Source organism: Lacticaseibacillus saniviri JCM 17471 = DSM 24301 (assembly GCF_001311785.1).
Taxonomy (GTDB): domain Bacteria; phylum Bacillota; class Bacilli; order Lactobacillales; family Lactobacillaceae; genus Lacticaseibacillus; species Lacticaseibacillus saniviri.
In genome coordinates, this window is record NZ_BBBX01000003.1 from 97,285 (window position 1) to 116,005 (window position 18,721).

Below are 18,721 nucleotides of genomic sequence, written 5' to 3' on the forward strand. Positions count from 1 at the left end.
CACATTCAAGCAAAAAGAACCCAGCCATTTGGCTGTGGTTCTTTTTTAGCTTCTATATATACTGTTTGGCGCGCATCTTACCCATCTCTAAATGATACGCGTTTGGTCATACTTAAACCATCTTAAATAGTTTTGCCAAAAATCCGTTCTTTCATTGCCACCCCAGTTGGCGTACCCGCTAAGCCGCCCAAACCAGTTTCACGCAATTCCTTGGGTAAGCCTTCACCAATTTCTTTCATCGCCGCAATCACTTCATCAGCCGGGATCTTGTTAGTGCAACCCGCTAATGCCATGTCAGCCGCAATCAAGGCATTACCAGCTCCAATTGCATTCCGCTTCACACATGGTAATTCAACTAAGCCAGCGACAGGATCACAGACCAAGCCCAGCAAGTTACTCATTGCCATTGCGAATGCTTCCGCGCTGGTCTGGGCATCGCCACCGGCCACTTCAACAGCCGCAGCGGCACCCATCGCAGAGGCGCTGCCTACTTCAGCCTGGCAGCCTCCAGTGGCACCGGCAATCATGGCATTGTTAGCCACAACCATCCCGAATGCGCTGGCGGTGAATAAGAAACGAACCATCTGTTCTTCAGTGAGATTGAGTCGCCGTTCCAAAACGAATAACACACCGGGCAATGTTCCCGTCGAGCCGGCTGTCGGTGTGGCACAGACCACACCCATCGCAGCATTAACCTCATTCGTCGCAATCGCATTTTGCACCGCTTCAACCATGGCATCTCCAGACAACGTGTGCCCACGTTCACGGTACTTACGCAGCTTCACCGCTTCGCCACCGGTTAAGCCCGTCGTTGAGTGAACGCCGTCACCTTCTGCCCCACGTTTAACAGCCGCGCGCATGACTTCGAGATTCTTAATCATCATGGCCCATACGACTTCGCGATCCAGATGTGATTTTTCCACTTCTTGGTTAATAATCAATTCCGAAATTGGTAAGTGTTGCGCCGTAGCAGCAGCGACCAATTCGGCAATGCTCATGTACATAGCTTACCTCCTAGATATAAATCAGGCATTCAGTTTCTTGGCGTAATTGTTCAATCTGTTGGCTATGCAAGCGACTGTCTAAATCAAACTCATATAAAATTGCGGCATTCTCGCTGGTATAACGCTTCTGCATGTTAATTTCTGACATCGCGAGCAATTTAGTTTTTAAGGATTCAACCGTTTCATTGGCTTTTGGAATCGCCAAGACGAATGGCAATGGACCTTCAGGGGTGACTGTATAGCCATTAAACTTCAGTCCGCGGATTTCAATTGTTCCTCCGCCGATAGAGACACCTGTGACTTCAATTGTTCGGTGCGCATTACTCACTTCCACCACGGCTGTATTGGGATGATTCACCGGACTGGGTTCTGCTGACGCAATCAATTCAATCGTTATGCCTTGCTTCTGGGCAATCTCAACTGCATCAGGAACCCGCGGGTCATCTGGCGCAAATCCGAGTACACCACTAATAATGGCATAGTCTGTGCCATGACCCAGATGAGTTTCTGCAAATGATTCATAATAGTGTACCGTAATCGTGGTTGGTCGTCCCTGAAAGATATCGTGGGCCGCTTTACCAATCGCCACAGCACCTGCAGTATGTGAACTAGATGGTCCAATCATAATTGGGCCAATAATATCAAAAACGCTCTTGTAATTAATTGTCACTACTGACCCTCGTTTCAGAAAATATTGCCTTACCATCGCCCTATTATAAAGGAAAAGTATCACAATGTTTTTAAAATTTTTCTCATAAACCACGACACAAAAAAGGCCTCTTTGCAGAGGCCTTAACATTATTTGAATAGATTGAGTAATTCGTCTGGCGTTTTTGCCACATTCAGGCGCTTAACGAAATCTTCATGCGTCAATAATTTTGCAGTATTGGATAGATATTTCAAATGATCGCCACTGTCTTTTTCAGGAATTAAGAAAGAAATCATCGTATCTACTGGTGCGCCATCAAAAGTCTGCCATTCAATAGGCGTGGCCAATTTGACAATCAACATAGATGACTTATCAATAGTGGCGTCTTGTGCATGTGGAATGGCAATCCCTTTTTCCATTCCGGTTGACCCCTCGGCTTCACGCGCAACGTATTTCTCAAAGACCGCATCTGCATTGTCAGCTAAGTGCTGCTTTACCGCCAAATCTGCCAGATATTTTAATGCTTCATCCCGATTGGCCACCTGCACGCCAGTGACAATATTGTCAATCGTTAAAATATCACCAGGATCATAAGTCTTTTCTTGATTCTCTAACTGTGTCTCATCGTTCTTTGGAAACGCTGGCGTTGAATCATAGATATCCTGTTCATCAGCATTGCCTTCGGTTGCTAACATCGTTTCTACGACCCCTGCTTGAACACCGTGCTTTGCTGCGGATCTTCCAGCAATCATAGCGAGCAGAACGCCAGATACTACGGCGCCAATCAAAATCCAAAGGACCCAAAGAAGTGGGTGATTGACCAGAGGCAGAATAATGAATCCTCCGTGAGGTGCGGGCACTTGGATTCGTGTCACGTAGGTCAGTACAGCTGCAATCGCTGAACCAATCATAAAGGCAGGAATATTCCACAGCGGATTCTTTGCCGCAAACGGGATAGCACCTTCTGTAATGTGTGTAGAACCAAGAATAATATTGACATACCCTGCGCTTCGCTCATCGCGACTATACGCTTTTTTATTTAAGAAAACCGCCACTGCTGTAGCTAATGGTGGTGCGATACAAGCCGCAGAAACACCAGCCATAAAGAAGAAGTTGCCTTGCGCTAACAAGGCCGTCCCTGTCAGATAGGCCGCTTTATTAATTGGACCACCAAAGTCAGCGGCGCACATTGCCCCAACGACAATGCCTAAAATAATTGGATTTGTATTCTCTAGACCCTTCAAAAAGTCCATTAATCCTGTGTTCAAGATTCTCATTGGGGTATTAAGCAACCACATTGCTGTCCCAACTGTGAAAACCCCAATCACTGGATAGAGAAAGATCGCTTTGAGGCCGCGAAATTCACGATCCGGCATCCACACAAACAGCTTTTGCATCCCTAAAACAACTAGACCTGACAAGTAACCAGCTAGAATAGCCCCTAAGAATCCTGACCCATTCCCACCGTTATAGGCAATCATCCCTGCAACAAAACCAAGTACCATGCCTGATCGTTTTGCAATCGCCTCAGCAATATACGCTGATAAAACCGGAACCATCAATCCCATTGATGCACCACCAATGGCGTTCAGCATAGCAGCGAACGAATTATACTGGGCATTTTTGGGATCAGCCGAATAAATTCCCCAGAAAAACGAAACAGCAATTAAGACGCCACCTGCAACCACAAATGGCAACATGTGTGAAACACCATTCATTAAAGACGTATAAATTCTGTTACCGATGCCAGCACCACTTGTTTCAACTTCTTCACTATTGCCTGCACTACTCCCACTGCCGCGTAATTTCGGAGTCGCGGGATCAAGTGCTTCTTTAATCAGCATATCTGGTTCCCTAATCCCGGCTGCGACTGGCACGTTAACAACTGGCAAGCCCGCGAAACGGTTAGCATCAACATCAATGTCTGAAGCTATGACAACAGCCTGAGCGCCTGCAATTTCCTCAGGGGTTAACGGATCATCCACACCTGTCTGGCCGTGAGTTTCAACTTTTATTGTCAGCCCCATTTTCTTGGCAGCTTGTTCAAGTGCTTCTTGGGCCATATACGTATGTGCAATCCCAGTCGCACAGCCCGTAGCCGCAATAATATCATATTTTGCCATTAGACATTCTCCTCCAATGCAATGATTTTAATTTGTGCTAACAAGTTATCTAATCCCTCAAAATCAGTCAGACCTGCTTGGGAAGCTGTATCACTGCCCGCTGCAATTGCTCGGCGTAGATTATCAATATCGGACAAACCTTGCGCCCAACCAGCAAGAAAAGTCCCCAGCATCGTGTCTCCCGCACCAGCCGTGTTTAGCACTTCAATGTGTGGGGCGTTACCGTACAGTGTTCCTTGAGAATTGGCCAAAATCGCCCCCTTATCGCCCAGAGACAGTAATACATTTTGTGCCCCCAATAGCACTAACCGCTGTGCCAACTCGCCCAGTTCACGAATTGACAACTCATCGGTAATGTTAAACCAAGCTTTGACTTCTTCATCGTTTGGCTTAATTAACCGTGGATGAAATGGCAAGGCTGTTTTGACTCGAGATCCCGCGGTATCAATCACGACCTGAAAACCTTTTGCCTGGCTTAACTCACTCACTCGAATCAAGAAATCATCGGGGATGCCAGGACTAAAACTCCCGGAAATACACAGTGTATCATCAGGTTTCAAACTGCTAAGCTGTTGCATCAATGCATCGACAGTCGCAGCAGGGACATATGGCCCAGGATTAACTAATTTAAACTCTTCATTAGTACCATCTAGGTGAGTGAAAGTATTAATCCTCGTCACACCTGGTACACGATAAAAGTGATTAGGAATGCCAATCTCGTCAAGAACTGAGACAATATAATCTAGGGTAAAACCTCCACCTACACCAAGAGCTGTATTCGTAACTCCTAGCTTCTGCAGGATAAATGAAACATTCACACCCTTCCCATTAGCTTGGGCATCAAACCGATTAGTGCGATTGACCGTTCCTGCTTGCAGAGTAGGCGTATCAATAAACAAATCAATAGCTGGGTTCAATGTTAACGTATAAATCATCCGCCCGCCTCCTTTTAAACCGTTTTCATTTCTTACACTTTCTAGTATAGTGAACTAAAATGTAAAGTGTTGCCAGAAACAGATTGGTTTCAGCGTTATACTGAAAAAGATTTTCAGGAGGTCATTATGGAACTTAGTCCATCGGAAGCATATTTTTGGAACTTTGCCCTTAAACATCAACATCAGATTATGCACTTATCGATCACGCAGCTGAGCGCCACGGTTAATGTTTCGACAGCGACCATTGTGCGTACTGTTAAAAAACAGGGCTTTTCTGGATACACCGATTTTCGGCACAGTCTCTTTCGCGATGAGGGATCCGCTGCACAATTTATTAGTCTTAACAATGTAGATCAGCAAATCCAACAAGTTGTGTTGCAAAATGAAGAAGAAGTCACCAATACCATAAAACTGATGGATATTAACGTCATTGAAGATTCTATACAACTTCTAAAACACGCTAAAACGATTTATATTTTTGCTCGAGGTCTCTCCGAAATGATTGCCACTGAAATGACGCTAAAATTCCAATTGCTCGGCAAATCCGCTCAATCACAGACTGACCCCAACATCATCAAAACAATTGCAAATCGAGTCACCGACCAAGATGTCGTCATTTTTATCACCCTGAACGGCAATACTCCAGAACTCGTGCATGCTGCACAAGTATTAGCCAAAAATGACGTCTCGAATATCACGCTCACGACCAATCAACAAGCTGCTATCGTTCCCTTCTCTGATGAAATTTTACTCGGATATAAGAGTGACCTTTCATACTTTCAAGAATTTGAAGTGCGTTCGCGTCTCCCACTGCAGGTTATGGCGCGCATTTTATTGGACAGTTATGTCGTCCGAACAAAAAATAAGTACAAAAAAGCCACCGCAAACACTATGTTTGCGATGGCTTTCTTTTAGTTATTATTCGGCTGATTTATCGTCGCTCTTCATCTTAGCTTCGATGTCGGAAATGGAGTACACGTTCTCGGATACGGCACCAACAGTCTTTGGTTCCATATGGCGATAGGTGGCCATCCCTGTCCCAGCAGGAATAATCTTCCCGATGATGACATTTTCCTTCAGACCAAGCAATGGATCATTCTTGCCCCGGATAGAAGCGTCAGTCAGAACACGTGTGGTTTCTTGGAAGGATGCGGCAGACAAGAAACTGTTGGTTTCAAGTGAAGCCTTAGTAATCCCAAGCAATACTGGACGACCAGTAGCAGGGATACCACCCTTGATCAAGGTTTCCTTATTCCGATCAGAGAATTCACTGATATCCATCAATGTCCCTGGTAAGATTTCGGTATCCCCTGGATCCATCACACGGATCTTGCGTAACATTTGACGAACCATAACTTCAACGTGCTTATCGCCAATTTCAACCCCTTGCATCCGATAAACTTTCTGCACTTCATGTAACAGATAGTTTTCGGTGGTGATCACATCACGGATTTGGATCAACTGCTTAGGATCGATTGACCCACCAGTTAACCGTTCACCCTGAACGATGTGGTCGCCTTCAGCAACGGCAACAGAAGAAGCGTAAGGCACGGCGTATGTCCGTGTATCGGTTGCGCCTTGCACAGTAATTTCACGGGTATGTTCAGCAGGATTTTCGTCGATGGCAGTAATTTCACCTGTCACTTCGGTAATCACAGCTTGCCCCTTAGGATTACGTGCTTCAAAGATTTCTTGAACACGAGGCAACCCTTGAGTGATATCTTCACCACCAGCAACACCACCGGTATGGAAGTTACGCATGGTTAATTGCGTACCTGGTTCACCGATAGATTGGGCAGCAACGGTACCAACAGCTTCCCCAACTTCAACTTGTTCGCCGGTAGCCATGTTACGGCCGTAACACATTTGGCAAACACCATGCTTGGTGTCACAAGTGAAGACGGAACGGATAGTAACTTCTTCAACACCAGCGTCAACGACAGCTTGTGCTAAGTCTTCGTCCATTAAGGTGTTCTTAGGCACCATCACTTCACCAGTTGAAGGGTTGACAACACTCTTCATGGCGTAGCGACCAACAAGACGGTCATAAAGTGGTTCGATCATTTCGTTACCTTCACGGATAGCGCGAACGAGTAACCCACGATCAGTACCACAGTCTTCTTCACGAACAATGACATCTTGCGCCACGTCAACCAGACGACGTGTCAGATAACCAGAATCGGCGGTCTTCAACGCAGTATCGGTCATCCCTTTACGGGCACCGTGGGTAGACATGAACATTTCCATAACGGATAAGCCTTCACGGAAGTTAGAGATAACAGGAACTTCCATCATCCCACCGTTAGGCGCAGCCATCAGACCACGCATACCAGCAAGCTGAGTAAAGTTAGAGATGTTACCACGGGCACCGGAATCACTCATCATTGAGATTGGGTTATTTGGATCGAAACTATCAACTAATTTCTGTTGGATTTCGTCTTTGGCTTCGTTCCAGATGGAGATCACGCGGTCATGGCGTTCTTCGTCGGTGATTAATCCACGACGGAACTGCTTAGACACGGTCGCAACCTTCTTGTGGGCAGCGTTAACGATATCGTCCTTTTCAGCAAGGTTCGTGATATCAGAAACACCCACGGTCAACCCAGACAGTGTTGCCTGTGTGTAACCCAATGTCTTCATATCATCCAGCAAGTCACTGGTCCGTTGTACCTTATAAGTCTTGAAGACTTCAGCGATGATGTCGCTCAAGAAGCCCTTCTTGAAAGGTCCAACCAATGGGGCATCCGTCAAGTAAGCGTGGATGTCTTCACCATTGTCGACGAAGTACTTGTCAGGTGTCCCATTCACAATGTTAGTTGTGGATGGTTCGTTCAAGTAAGGTAAGCCTTCAGGCATGATTTCGTTAAAAATCACCTTACCAACCGTTGTCACCATCACCTTATGACGTTGGTCATCGGTAAATGGCTTCTTTGGCATGGAGTCTGTTGCCAGACCAATCCGGGTGTGCAAGTGCACGTAACCGTTTTGGTGAGCCATCAAGACTTCGTTGGCATCCTTAAAGATCATGCCTTCGCCTTCACGGTTCTTTTGTTCCATGGTCAGGTAGTAGTTACCAAGCACGATATCCTGAGATGGGGTAACGATTGGCTTACCATCTTAGGTGCCAGGATGTGGTGAGCAGCGAGCATCAGCAAACGTGCTTCAGCTTGTGCTTCATCAGATAAAGGCACGTGGATCGCCATTTGGTCCCCATCAAAGTCAGCGTTGTAGGCTTCACACACGATTGGGTGTAAGCGAATCGCCTTACCATCAACCAAGACAGGTTCGAAAGCCTGAATCCCTAAACGGTGAAGTGTAGGGGCCCGGTTGAGCAGTACTGGCCGTTCCTTGATAACGTCTTCGAGAACATCCCAAATATCATCATCTTGGCGGTCAATCTTGCGACGAGCGTTCTTGATGTTGCTTGCCATATCGCGCTTCACTAATTCGCGCATCACGAAAGGCTTGAACAATTCGAGCGCCATACTACGTGGCAAACCACATTGATAGAACTTCAGTGTAGGGCCAACGTCAATAACGGAACGACCTGAGTAGTCAACACGCTTACCCAGCAAGTTCTGACGGAAACGCCCTTGCTTCCCTTTCAGCATGTGTGAAAGAGACTTCAATGGACGGTTACCAGGACCTGTGACAGGACGGCCACGACGACCATTATCGATCAAAGCATCAACGGCTTCTTGTAACATCCGCTTTTCGTTTTGAACGATGATGCTTGGTGCGTTCAAGTCGAGCAGACGCTTCAACCGGTTGTTACGGTTGATAACCCGGCGGTACAAATCGTTCAGGTCACTTGTTGCAAAGCGACCCCCTTCGAGTTGAACCATTGGCCGTAAGTCAGGTGGGATAACAGGAATGGCATCCATCACCATCCAAGCAGGATTGTTACCGGATTGACGGAAGGCATCTAAGATATCCAACCGACGAATGGCACGTGTCCGCTTTTGACCTTGTGCGCTCTTCAAGTCTTCCTTCAAGGCAGCGACTTCGCCGTCCAGGTCAACATTGTCGAGTAAGTCCCGAATCGCTTCGGCACCCATCTTCGCATTAAAGCCATCGCCGTATTGTTCCCGCTTTTCACGGTATTCACGTTCGGTTAACAATTGCTTGGTTTCAAGTGCTGTGTCGCCACCATCGATAACAACGTAGGAAGCGAAGTAAATCACTTCTTCGAGGGCACGAGGGGACATGTCGAGGACAAGACCCATCCGGCTAGGGATACCCTTGAAGTACCAGATGTGTGATACAGGTGCTGCAAGTTCGATGTGACCCATGCGTTCGCGACGAACCTTAGCACGTGTTACTTCAACACCACAGCGATCACAAACGATACCCTTATAACGGATTCGCTTGTACTTCCCACAGGCACATTCCCAGTCTTTGGTAGGGCCAAAGATACGTTCATCAAACAGCCCGTCGCGTTCAGGCTTTAATGTCCGATAGTTGATTGTCTCAGGCTTCTTAACTTCACCGTAAGACCAGCTACGAATCTTGTCTGGTGAGGCTAAGCCAATTTGCATACTTTCAAACTTATTGACATCAATCAAAGGGCTGACCTCCTATTAGTTTTCATTGCTTGACTGATTTTCGGCTTGTGCGGCCGCTTCTTGCGCTTTCTTTTCTTCTTGTTCCTTGGCAAACTTCGCTAAGGCATCAACAGAAACGATGTCGTCATCTTCGTCATCCATATCGCGCAATTCAATCTCTTGCTTGTCTTGATCTAAGACCTTCATATCGAGTCCTAAGGATTGTAATTCCTTAACCAGCACACGGAATGATTCTGGTACACCAGGCTTTGGAATTGGTTCACCCTTAACGATAGCTTCATAGGTCTTAACACGGCCGACAACGTCATCAGACTTGTAGGTCAAGATTTCTTGTAAGGTATAAGCAGCACCATACGCTTCAAGTGCCCAAACTTCCATTTCACCGAAACGCTGACCACCAAATTGAGCTTTACCACCCAATGGTTGTTGCGTAACAAGTGAGTATGGTCCGATTGAACGTGCGTGCAACTTATCGTCAACCATGTGAGCGAGCTTCATGTAGTACATGACCCCAACAGAGACACGGTTTTCGAATGGTTCACCGGTACGGCCGTCATAAAGCACAGACTTACCATCAGATGGCATGCCGGCTTCCTTAACAGTTGCCCAGAGATCCTTTTCGTTAGCACCATCAAAGACTGGTGTTGCGACGTGAATACCTAAGTTACGAGCAGCCATCCCTAAGTGAAGTTCAAGCACTTGCCCGATATTCATACGACTTGGCACACCCATTGGTGATAAGCAGATATCAACTGGTGTCCCATCAGGTAAGAATGGCATATCTTCTTCAGGCACAACGACGGAAACCGTCCCCTTGTTACCATGACGACCAGCCATCTTATCGCCGACTTGTAACTTACGCTTTTGAGCGATGTAAACACGAACCATCATGTTCACACCAGGTGCAAGTTCATCGCCAGCTTCACGTGTGAAGATACGGACATCTTGGATGATACCGCCGCCACCATGAGGCACCTTCAGTGAGGTATCGCGAACTTCGCGGGCCTTTTCACCGAAGATTGCGTGCAACAGACGTTCTTCAGCAGATAATTCAGTCACACCCTTAGGCGTTACCTTACCAACTAAAATGTCACCGTCCTGAACTTCAGCACCGATGCGGATAATCCCGAATTCATCGAGATCCTTCAAGGCATCTTCACCAACGTTAGGAATTTCGCGTGTCACTTCTTCAGGTCCGAGCTTGGTATCACGGGATTCTGATTCATATTCTTCAATATGGATTGAAGTATAAACATCTTCCTTAACCAAACGTTCGGACAAGACAATCGCATCTTCATAGTTATACATGTTCCATGTCATGAAGGCGATCACTGGGTTTTGACCTAAAGCCAATTCCCCATTTTCCATCGCTGGGCCGTCAGCAATGATTTCATCAGCGTCAACATGATCGCCGAGGCGAACGATTGGACGTTGGTTGTAATCCTTACCGGCATTAGAACGACGGTGCTTCATCAAAGCATACTTATCTAAGGCACTGTCATCGCGACGGATCCGAATTTCTTTGGCATCAACATACTCAACAGTACCGGCATGTGCTGCTAAGATCGCAGTCCCGGAGTCATGAGCAGCCTTGTATTCCATCCCAGTACCAACAAGTGGTGCGTGTGGGTCGATCAAAGGCACAGCCTGACGTTGCATGTTCGCACCCATTAAGGCACGGTTGGAGTCATCGTTTTCCAAGAAAGGAATGCAGGCAGTCGCAACAGCAACAACTTGCTTAGGCGAAACGTCCATGTAGTCAACGTGTTCAGGTGTTGTTTCGATATTATCATCGACACGACGAGCCAAGATGCTGTCTTCAACGAAGGAACCATCATCATTCAATGGTGAGTTCGCTTGAGCTACGACATAGTTATCTTCTTCGTCAGCGGTCAAGTAATCGATCTTATCGGTAACCTTATGTGTACTCCAGTCAACACGACGATATGGTGTTTCGATGAAGCCATAAGGGTTAACCACAGCGTAAGACGCCAGTGAGTTAATCAGTCCGATATTAGGACCTTCTGGGGTTTCAATTGGACACATCCGGCCATAGTGAGTATAGTGCACGTCCCGGACTTCATATCCGGCACGGTCACGTGTCAACCCACCAGGTCCTAAAGCAGACAGACGACGCTTGTGGGTTAATTCCCCAAGTGGGTTGGTCTGATCCATGAACTGTGACAATTGAGATGAACCGAAGAATTCCTTGATGGAAGCCACAACAGGACGAATGTTGATCAATTGTTGTGGGGTAACAGTTGCGCTGTCTTGGATTGACATCCGTTCACGCACAACACGTTCCATCCGTGATAAACCGATCCGGAATTGGTTTTGCAGCAATTCACCGACAGAACGAATCCGACGGTTACCCAAGTGATCGATATCATCGGTGTTCCCGAGACCTTCTTGTAAGTTCAAGAAGTAGTTCAGGGAAGCCACGATATCAGCTGGGGTTAAGTGCTTAACCTTCTTATCAATGTGACCGTTACCGATCAAATTAATTTCCTTTTCAGGGTTAACTTGTGAGTAAACCTTGATCATTTGGATGGTCATAGGGTCAGTGATGACACCTTGATCAGATGGTTGATAGGTCACTGTCTTGAAATCTTCGCGATCCAAGTATTCACCTAATGTATCCATCACGTGACGATCAACCTTGTCACCCTTTTGCGCGATCACTTCACCGGTATCAGGATCAGCCAATGTTTCAGCTAATGTTTGGTTCAGCAAACGTGTCTTCAAGCTTAACTTCTTATTGATCTTGTAACGACCAACGTTAGCCAAGTCGTAACGCTTTGGATCAAAGAAACGTGCGTACAACAGGGATCGTGAAGAGTCAGCTGTCTTAGGTTCGCCTGGGCGTAGACGTTCGTAAATATCCTTTAAGGCTTCGTCGGTACGTGAATCATCCGTGTTCTTGTGCACGTCCTTTTCCAAGGTGAGCATCAAGGAATCATTGTCCCCGAACATATTGATGATGTCTTGATCGGAACCAAAACCGAGTGAACGAACAAGTTCGGTCACTGGTAACTTACGGGTCCGGTCGATACGAACATAAGCGATATCCTTAGCATCTGTTTCATATTCCAACCAAGCCCCACGGTTAGGAATGACAGTTGTGCCATAAGTCACACGTGAGTTCTTGTCTGTGCTGCTGTTGTAATAAACACCTGGGGAACGAACTAATTGGGAAACGATAACACGTTCGGCACCATTAATAATAAAGGTCCCTTGTTGTGTCATCAGCGGGAAGTCACCAAAGAAGACGTCTTGAGACTTGATTTCGCCAGTCTCGTGGTTGGTCAGACGTAAGGTAACGTGTAAAGGCGCTGAATAGTTAGCGTCATGTTGCCGCGCTTCTTCAACAGTGTACTTTGGTTCGAGTAATTGATAATCAACAAATTCAAGCGACAGGTTACCTTGGAAGTCATCGATTGGCATAATGTCGTCAAACATTTCCCGCAAGCCTTCGTCCAAGAACCATTGGTAAGAATTGGATTGGATCTCAATTAAGTTAGGCAGATCCAATACTTCCTTGATTCGGGCGTATGACCGACGTGTACGATGCTTACCGTAATTCACTAAATGTCCTGGCAAGTTTGTTCACCCCTCATTAGATTTTTCGGTCGTTACTCACTTTGTAAATTTAATGTAAAAACATTAAATTCTTGTTACAAAGCGACATAACGGGACATTTGAGCAAAAAACCAAAAGTAGATGACGCAATGAGAGTCGCTACTTTTGTTTTTTATAACACCCACCGGACAATAGATCGCTGGGTGTGCTGTCCAAACCGAAATGCAATTGAATTAACTATAACGGTTTTAAATGTGTTTGTCAAGGATATTTTAAAAGAGCGTGACCAGGCCTGGGTAACAATCGAGCATTAACGGACTTTGAGCAACATGGCGTACTCTGTCATGTGCGAAAAGTGAGTTAAGCGGAGATTGTGGGGACTGGGAACGCGTTTAGAGCGTGACCAAAGACAGTTTGAGAATGAGGATTAACGGATATCGACGTTAAATTCTGCACTTAGGATTTTGCGGCGGTATGAGTTAACCGGAATTCGCAGTCTTTGAGAACGCGTTTCAACCATGACCATATAAGTGGCTGTGATAACGTGCTCGAACTCGCAACAACCTTGCGGCCAACCGCAAGTTCTCACACTTTGCTCACTTCATCGTCACGAATTCTTCCGCGCTGGTTGGGTGCAAGGCCACAGTTGAATCAAAGTCTGCTTTGGTGGCACCCATCTTAATGGCGACAGCGAAGCCTTGCAGCATTTCAGCCATGTCGATGCCGAAGCCGTGTAAACCGACAATTTTGTTCGGGTCCGACGCAGACCAACTTGATCTGTGACTTCACGGGATTTGCACTCAACCCATAGAACATTGGCGTGAACTTGTTGTAATAGATTGTCACGGCATCATCCCCGTACTGGGCCATTGCTTCCTGTTCGGTCAGACCGACTGTGCCAATGGTTGGCAGTGCAAAGACAATGGTTGGAATATTTGTGTAGTCCAGATAGCTGTTGCTTTCGCCCGCAAACAAGCGATTGGACAACCGACGGCCAGCCGCAATCGCAACGGGTGTCAGCAAGTGATTGCCTGTGACATCGCCAACAGCATAGATACCGGGTGCCGTCGTATTTTGGAATTGATCGACCTTGATGAAGCCGTGTTCGTCGAGTTGCACATCCACGTTCTCGAGACCAAAGCCCGTCACATTGGGTACCCGCCCGACTGCGTAGACAACCGCATCCACATTGTGGCGGCCGCCTTCAGCGGTCCACAGCGTCACGGTACCATCCGCTTCTTTGACGATACGTTCTTCATGCGCACTTTGATGAATGCGAATCCCCTGTTCCTGATAATGGGTGGTCACTGCCTGGCTCAGCATCGCATCAAACTTGGGTAATAGTTGTTCATATTTTAAGAAAAGATCGACCTGGCTGCCCAGCTGTTGCAACATACCGGCCATCTCGGTGGCGATATAACCACTACCGATGATGGCAACCCGCTTGGGCTGACTCGCTAATTCAAAGAAACCAGTGGAATCCTGTGCGTATTCAATCCCAGGAATTGCGGGTACGGCAGGCTTAGCACCCGTCGCAATCAAAATATGCGGGGCGGTGTAAATCGTATCACCGACTTTGACCTGTTCAGGTCCCATGATAGTCGCATAGCCGTGAATTTGCGTGACATCGTTTGATGCCAACCCGCGATCATAATAGGTGTGCATCAATTTGATGTAAGCTTCGCGGTTCTTGGTCAGCTTTTGCCAGTCCAGACCTTCATCCTTGAAGTTCAGCCCGTAATCACCGGCAAAATCAAATTCGTGACTGATCTGTGCGGCTTGCCACATGATTTTCTTTGGCACACAACCGCGATTCACACAAGTGCCACCGATGGCATCCGCCTCAATTACTAACACCTTGGCGCCGTGCAACCCAGCACGATTGGCGGAACCGATTCCGCCCGAGCCACCACCGATTACAATGTAGTCATAAGTTTCCATCTTTTCTCTCCTATATAAAAACAGGACCGCCGCCAAAATTATTTGGTTACGATCCCGTTCTGTCATCCCAATATTAAGCGTGCACAGGTTCGCCATCAACCGCCTTGACGTTGAAGGTCAACTTGCCCTTCTTAGCGCCAATGGTGATGTGGTCCCCTTGCTTGACCTGACCAGACAAGAGTAATTCGCTCAGTTTGTCTTCAACCTCGCGTTGCAGTGCCCGGCGAATTGGCCGTGCCCCGTATTCGGGATCAAATCCAGCTTGCGCCACGACATCAACCGCACTCGGTGTCAGCTTCACGTGAATATCTTGATCCGTTAACCGTTGAACCACAGTCTTGGCCATAATCTTCACGATTTCGTGTAATTGTGGCTTGTCCAGGCTGTGGAAGACCACAACTTCGTCAATCCGGTTCAAGAATTCTGGACGGAAGGACTTCTTGAGTTCTTCCAGAATCCGGCTCTGCATTGCCTTGAAGTCTTGTGTGGCATCCTTGGCCGCAAAGCCCACGCTCTTATCGTCACGCAAGGCCGTTGCCCCCAAGTTAGATGTCATGATCAAAATGGTGTTGCGGAAATCAACCCGCCGACCCTTAGAATCGGTCAAGTAACCATCATCTAAGACTTGTAACAACAAATTGAAGACATCAGGGTGCGCCTTTTCAACTTCATCCAGCAGCACAACAGAGTAAGGCTTGTTGCGGACCTTTTCCGTCAATTGGCCACCTTCGTCATAACCCACGTAACCTGGTGCAGCACCAATCAAACGACTGGTACTGTACTTTTCCATGTATTCAGACATGTCGACCCGGATCAGGGCATCTTCGGAACCAAACATCGCTTCAGCTAATGCCTTGGCCAGCTCAGTCTTACCGACACCGGTAGGGCCGAGGAACATGAATGAACCGATTGGCCGTGTTGGGTCCTTCAACCCACTGCGCGCCCGACGAATAGCCCGGGCAACTGCAGAAACAGCTTCGTCTTGACCAATCACCCGATCATGCAAGACTTGTTCCAGGTTGATGAGACGGTCACTTTCCTTCTTGGCCAGTTGGGTCACAGGAATCCCTGTCCACTGAGCCACAACGGAAGCGACATCTTCAGCCGTCACGACGACATCAGTCCGAATCCCGCTCTCATCGACATTGGCGGGCATCTTAGCCAGCTTGTCCTTGAGTTTTTGTTCCTTAATGCGAATATTAGCAGCCGTTTCAAAGTCTTGATTGCTGATAGCTTCTTCCTTGTCGCTGATCAAAGCCGTCAGTTGATCTTCAGCCTTATCCGCCTTGGTCTTCACTTGTGCTTCGTCCAAGCGCACCTTAGCCGCACTTTCATCGATCAAATCGATGGCCTTATCAGGCAAGAAACGGTTGGTGATGTAGCGACTGGACAGTGTTACGGCCGCATTCAGGGCCTCATCAGAGATGGTTACACCGTGATGGGCTTCATAACGCGCACGTAAGCCGTGAAGAATCTGTTCCGCTTCATCTTGAGTGGGTTCGTCGACTTGAATCGTCGCAAACCGGCGTTCAAGGGCAGCATCTTTTTCAATATACTTTTGGTATTCATCAAGCGTGGTAGCCCCGATCAATTGCAGTTCACCACGAGCCAATGCTGGCTTCAAAATATTGCTGGCGTCAATCGCACCTTCAGCACCACCAGCACCGATCAAGGTATGCAATTCATCAATGAATAAGATGACATTACCATCCTTGTAGATTTCATCGATCACTTTCTTCAAGCGATCTTCGAATTCACCACGATACTTGGTCCCCGCAACTAATGAGCCCATATCGAGCATCATCAGGCGCTTGTTTTGCATATCTTCAGGTACTTCGCCGTTCACAATCTTCTCGGCGAAACCTTCGGCGATGGCAGTTTTACCCACACCGGGTTCCCCGATTAAGACAGGGTTATTCTTGGTACGCCGAGCCAGGATTTGGATCAGGCGGCGAACTTCCTTATCACGACCGATAACAGGATCCATCTTTTGATCGCGTGCTAATTGGGTCAAGTCACGTGCTAAACCATCGAGGGTTGGTGTGCCCTGGTTGTCTTGGCGTTGATTACGACTTGCGGTGCGACGCTTAGCGGTTGATTCGGAGATACCCATCTTCTTCAAGACCACTTGGCGCGTCTTAGAGAGTGACAAGCCCAGATTTTGGAGAATCCGTGCTGCCAGAATATCGTCTTCGCGTAGTAAGCCTAACAAAATGTGTTCGGTACCAATCTTTAAGGCACCCAAACGCTTGGCTTCGTCTCCAGCATAGGCGAGGATTTCCTTGCCCTTTGGTGAGTATGGCAAATAGGTGTCCGCTGCACGACTGCGGCCATCTTGTGTGCCGTAACCTGTGAAGCGTTCGATTTCATCGTGTACATCTTCTTCAGTGACGTTTAATTGACGTAAAGTCTTGCCGGCAATCCCATCTTGTTCGATGATGAGTGCCATTAATAAGTGTTCAGTCCCAACAGCGTGGTGCCGAAAAGCCTTGGCTTGTTCTTGCGCGATGAGCAGTACGTTCTTTGCACTTGGTGTAAATAAGTTATCCATGTAGCACGCTCCTTTTTAACGGTCATACCGTAACGTGTCCAGAAAAGCATTCATAAGTTGCGCTCGTAATTGATCCTCGGCGTCTCGGTTTGTGAGGCGCAGGGTCTGATGGTCCATTGCCGTCAACATCAGGTTTCCCGTCTGCTGACTGACAACACCCGCATCAAACAGCTGCTGCACCAACGCTTGGGCATCAGTCTGGCGAATGCGTGGTGGCAGGTGTGCCTGCATCAATTCCACCAGACTCTGGTCCTCCCGCAGCCGCACCTTTTCGATCCGGATATAGCCACCACCCCCGCGTTTGCTCTTAATGATATAGCCACGCTCAGGTGTAAACCGTGTGTTAATGACATAATTAATCTGCGAAGGGACACAGTTGAATTGTTGTGCCACTTCGGCCCGCCGAATTTCAATGTTAGGTTGATCAGCAAGCAGTTGCTTGAGATAGAGCTCAATAATGTCTGACGTGTTTTGGTTCTGCATCGGCCTCATCCCCTAACTTTGACTTATATTGACTATCATTATACTAACTTTTATTCAGTATGCCAAATTTTATGCCAAACTTTTTGGGGAATAAAAAATCAGCTCCAAAATCACAAGGATTTCGAACTGATTCATAGGGGTCGGACGGAACGGCCACGTCTATCGGGAAAACAAGATTTGAACTTGCGACCCCTACGTCCCGAACGTAGTGCTCTACCAAGCTGAGCTACTTCCCGAAGGTACAAAAAAGCGGAAGACGGGATTCGAACCCGCGACCCCCACCATGGCAAGGTGATGTTCTACCACTGAACTACTTCCGCATAATATATTTTCAATTGATCGGGAAAACAGGATTCGAACCTGCGACCCCCTGGTCCCAAACCAGGTGCTCTACCAAGCTGAGCTATTTCCCGATGATGCACCCAGTAGGAGTCGAACCTACAACCTTCTGATTCGTAGTCAGACACTCTATCCAGTTGCGCTATGGGTGCATATTTCATTATAATGCCGAGGGCCGGGTTCGAACCGGCACGGTAATCACTTACCGCAGGATTTTAAGTCCTGTGCGTCTACCAATTTCGCCACCCCGGCAAATAATGAAAAGCGGAAGACGGGATTCGAACCCGCGACCCCCACCATGGCAAGGTGATGTTCTACCACTGAACTACTTCCGCATTATAAAGATCTATTTAATTAATGGTGCAATGCCGACTAGACGATTCGAACGCCCGACCCTCTGATTACAAATCAGATGCTCTACCAACTGAGCTAAGTCGGCATAAAAATGCGGGTGAAGGGACTCGAACCCCCACGGTGAATACCACTAGAACCTAAATCTAGCGCGTCTGCCAGTTCCGCCACACCCGCAAATATTCAGTTCCAGTGACAAAA

7 protein-coding genes, 8 tRNA genes and 4 pseudogenes are annotated in these 18,721 nt (G+C 47.4%); 1 reads left to right on the forward strand and 18 read right to left on the reverse strand.

The window, feature by feature from the left end; all coding sequences use genetic code 11:
• Positions 1 to 122: 122 nt before the first annotated feature.
• From sdaAA to pfkB, 5 genes and pseudogenes are all read right to left on the reverse strand, one after another.
• Positions 123 to 1,004 (reverse strand): L-serine ammonia-lyase, iron-sulfur-dependent, subunit alpha, encoded by an 882-nt coding sequence (sdaAA, locus tag JCM17471_RS03130; RefSeq protein ID WP_054776790.1) that lies wholly within the window; start codon positions 1,002 to 1,004, stop codon positions 123 to 125.
• 10 nt (positions 1,005 to 1,014) lie between these two features.
• Positions 1,015 to 1,674 (reverse strand): L-serine ammonia-lyase, iron-sulfur-dependent subunit beta, encoded by a 660-nt coding sequence (sdaAB, locus tag JCM17471_RS03135; RefSeq protein WP_054776791.1) that lies wholly within the window; start codon positions 1,672 to 1,674, stop codon positions 1,015 to 1,017.
• Between the two features lie 128 nt (positions 1,675 to 1,802).
• Positions 1,803 to 2,246: pseudogene (locus JCM17471_RS16740) on the reverse strand (PTS sugar transporter subunit IIA); the annotation flags it as partial.
• A gap of 80 nt (positions 2,247 to 2,326) precedes the next feature.
• Positions 2,327 to 3,776: pseudogene (locus JCM17471_RS03140) on the reverse strand (PTS fructose transporter subunit IIC); the annotation flags it as partial.
• Positions 3,776 to 4,711: a 1-phosphofructokinase gene (gene pfkB / locus JCM17471_RS03145; RefSeq protein WP_054776793.1), complete on the reverse strand. Its 936-nt coding sequence runs from the start codon at positions 4,709 to 4,711 to the stop codon at positions 3,776 to 3,778. The pseudogene JCM17471_RS03140 and the gene pfkB, both read right to left, overlap by 1 nt.
• A gap of 123 nt (positions 4,712 to 4,834) precedes the next feature.
• On the opposite strand from pfkB, the gene JCM17471_RS03150 reads away from it, so the two are divergent.
• The gene (locus JCM17471_RS03150; RefSeq protein WP_156321576.1) at positions 4,835 to 5,626 is read left to right on the forward strand and encodes a MurR/RpiR family transcriptional regulator; all 792 of its coding nucleotides are present in this window, start codon (positions 4,835 to 4,837) and stop codon (positions 5,624 to 5,626) included.
• Positions 5,627 to 5,629: 3 nt separating this feature from the next.
• Here JCM17471_RS03150 and rpoC read toward each other — a convergent pair.
• From rpoC to JCM17471_RS03215, 13 genes and pseudogenes are all read right to left on the reverse strand, one after another.
• A pseudogene (rpoC, locus tag JCM17471_RS03155) lies at positions 5,630 to 9,276 on the reverse strand (DNA-directed RNA polymerase subunit beta').
• A 15-nt stretch (positions 9,277 to 9,291) separates the two neighbouring features.
• Positions 9,292 to 12,876, reverse strand: a complete 3,585-nt coding sequence (rpoB, locus tag JCM17471_RS03160; RefSeq protein ID WP_054776795.1) for a DNA-directed RNA polymerase subunit beta — start codon at positions 12,874 to 12,876, stop codon at positions 9,292 to 9,294.
• A gap of 575 nt (positions 12,877 to 13,451) precedes the next feature.
• A pseudogene (gor, locus tag JCM17471_RS03165) lies at positions 13,452 to 14,796 on the reverse strand (glutathione-disulfide reductase).
• A 73-nt stretch (positions 14,797 to 14,869) separates the two neighbouring features.
• Positions 14,870 to 17,347: an ATP-dependent Clp protease ATP-binding subunit gene (locus JCM17471_RS03170; protein WP_054776796.1), complete on the reverse strand. Its 2,478-nt coding sequence runs from the start codon at positions 17,345 to 17,347 to the stop codon at positions 14,870 to 14,872.
• 15 nt (positions 17,348 to 17,362) lie between these two features.
• Complete coding sequence (locus JCM17471_RS03175; protein WP_054776797.1) at positions 17,363 to 17,830, reverse strand: CtsR family transcriptional regulator; 468 nt, start codon at positions 17,828 to 17,830, stop codon at positions 17,363 to 17,365.
• Positions 17,831 to 17,992: 162 nt separating this feature from the next.
• Positions 17,993 to 18,066: transfer RNA gene (locus JCM17471_RS03180), tRNA-Pro, on the reverse strand.
• 12 nt (positions 18,067 to 18,078) lie between these two features.
• Positions 18,079 to 18,150 (reverse strand) — tRNA-Gly (locus tag JCM17471_RS03185).
• 19 nt (positions 18,151 to 18,169) lie between these two features.
• Positions 18,170 to 18,243: transfer RNA gene (locus tag JCM17471_RS03190), tRNA-Pro, on the reverse strand.
• Between the two features lie 4 nt (positions 18,244 to 18,247).
• Positions 18,248 to 18,321, reverse strand: a tRNA-Arg gene (locus JCM17471_RS03195).
• A gap of 14 nt (positions 18,322 to 18,335) precedes the next feature.
• Positions 18,336 to 18,421 (reverse strand) — tRNA-Leu (locus JCM17471_RS03200).
• 11 nt (positions 18,422 to 18,432) lie between these two features.
• Positions 18,433 to 18,504, reverse strand: a tRNA-Gly gene (locus tag JCM17471_RS03205).
• Positions 18,505 to 18,535: 31 nt separating this feature from the next.
• A tRNA-Thr gene (locus JCM17471_RS03210) sits at positions 18,536 to 18,608 on the reverse strand.
• A 7-nt stretch (positions 18,609 to 18,615) separates the two neighbouring features.
• A tRNA-Leu gene (locus JCM17471_RS03215) sits at positions 18,616 to 18,697 on the reverse strand.
• Positions 18,698 to 18,721 lie beyond the last annotated feature (24 nt).

Excerpts from the sequence above, each read along its gene's own strand:
- JCM17471_RS03175 (WP_054776797.1), bottom strand. The coding sequence starts at position 17,830 with ATGCAGAACCAAAACACGTCAGACATTATTGAGCTCTATCTCAAGCAA.
- sdaAA (WP_054776790.1), bottom strand. The coding sequence starts at position 1,004 with ATGTACATGAGCATTGCCGAATTGGTCGCTGCTGCTACGGCGCAACAC.
- pfkB (WP_054776793.1), bottom strand. The coding sequence starts at position 4,711 with ATGATTTATACGTTAACATTGAACCCAGCTATTGATTTGTTTATTGAT.
- JCM17471_RS03170 (WP_054776796.1), bottom strand. The coding sequence starts at position 17,347 with ATGGATAACTTATTTACACCAAGTGCAAAGAACGTACTGCTCATCGCG.